Here is a 1,483-nt window from a genome sequence, read left to right on the forward strand (position 1 = left end):
CGGTAGCCCTTCCGGCGTACCAGGATTACGTGGCGAAGACGAAAGTGACCGCGGCGGCAGACGAAGCAGCCGGCGGCAGAACCGGTATCGATACCGAGGTGATGCAAAGCCCCAATCTGAGTGCCGCCGCGGCCATGCAGGCCACCAAAATGCAGGCCGAATCGATCAATTGCACGATCACCACGACGGCCGCAACTGCCGGGGTTGTCGACCTCAGCTGCACCATCAAAGGCGGTCCCGCTTCGGTGACAGGGAAAACCGTCACCTGGTCGCGCGCCACGAGCGGCAACTGGACCTGTAAAGCCATCGGCGTCGCTGCCGAGCATACCACCCCATCTTGCCCGCCGTGATGTAAGTAATCACTCAGCGAAGTCCAGTGCGCCATCCGGCAAGCACTGGGCTGCGCTGACCAGTTTTCGTCCTCACCGCCCGGCTGCGGGCCGTTGGCATCAAATTCCCTCGCTGCGCAGTGTCCGCCGGCACAGTCGGCATTGATACTGAATCATCATGACGCCCACCATGGATATCAAAAACCACCCTGGATGCCCCCCGTTCCGGCGCGCCTCCCACTGAACTGCACGCTCAGCGTCACTGCGGCCGACAATGGCAAAGCCGATATCATCTGCACCATCAAGGCCGGGCCGGCCACGGGGATGGCCAAAAAAGTCATCTGGTCGTGCGGCGACGCCGGTCGCTGGACGTGCGCGATGGAAGACATCAAGCGGAAATACGCGACCGCTGCCTGTCCGGTCAACACCTGGGGATTATCCCGTGCGGGGCTCGGGCAAGTTCGCCAATTCACGCGCCGTCGCCGTCAGCCGTCAATCGCGGCATGCCAGTCGCCCGGCTTGCCGCCCTGTTTTTCCAGCACCCGCACATTGCTCATGACCATGCCGCGTTCGACCGCCTTGCACGTGTCATAAATTGTCAGCAGGCCGCGCTGGACGGCAGTGACGTGTCGTAAATTGTCAGCAGGCCGACCTGGACGGCGGTGAACGCTTCCACTTCGACACCCGTCCTGCTGACCGTTTCCATCTGGGAGCAGCAATGCACGCTGCTGGTCGCCTGGTCGCCCTCGAAATCGACCGCCACCCGGGTAATGGCCAGCGGATGGCCCAGCGGCACCAGTTCGCTGGCCTTCTTCGCCGACGATGGCGGCGATGCAGGGCATGGCGCCCTATTTCGCGCTGCCCGACACCGTCAGCACCATCGTTTCCAGCTTCATGCGGATGGTGCCCGCTGCCACCGCAATGCGGTGGGTATCTTACGTCGCGAACACTGAAATACATGGGGGATGTGTCCGACGATCAACCTGGCACGGCGTTTGCATATAACCAAGTGCGGTTCACCAGTTTTGAATTAAACCAACTAGGAGTAGCAAAATGAAATCGATGAAAATGATGAAGAAGGCACAAGCCGGTTTTACCCTGATCGAACTGATGATCGTTGTTGCAATTATCGGTATCCTGGCTGCTGTTGCACT

3 protein-coding genes and 1 pseudogene are annotated in these 1,483 nt (G+C 60.5%); 3 read left to right on the forward strand and 1 reads right to left on the reverse strand.

What is annotated here, in order from left to right; all coding sequences use genetic code 11:
* Positions 1-350 (forward strand): pilin (locus F2P44_RS34210; protein ID WP_187363524.1); only part of this gene is annotated, 350 nt, incomplete at its 5' end.
* A gap of 93 nt (positions 351-443) precedes the next feature.
* Complete coding sequence (locus tag F2P44_RS34215) at positions 444-923, forward strand: pilin (protein ID WP_167094530.1); 480 nt, start codon at positions 444-446, stop codon at positions 921-923.
* Here the strand turns inward: F2P44_RS34215 and F2P44_RS34220 are convergent.
* Positions 815-1,252, reverse strand: a pseudogene (locus F2P44_RS34220) (cyclic pyranopterin monophosphate synthase MoaC). The gene F2P44_RS34215 and the pseudogene F2P44_RS34220 sit on opposite strands and share 109 nt — an antisense overlap.
* A 130-nt stretch (positions 1,253-1,382) precedes the next feature.
* Between F2P44_RS34220 and F2P44_RS34225 the strand changes: the two are divergent.
* Positions 1,383-1,483 (forward strand): type IV pilin protein (locus F2P44_RS34225; RefSeq protein ID WP_308610542.1); only part of this gene is annotated, 101 nt, incomplete at its 3' end.

The organism is Massilia frigida, assembly GCF_011682175.1.
Taxonomy (GTDB): domain Bacteria; phylum Pseudomonadota; class Gammaproteobacteria; order Burkholderiales; family Burkholderiaceae_D; genus Telluria_A; species Telluria_A frigida.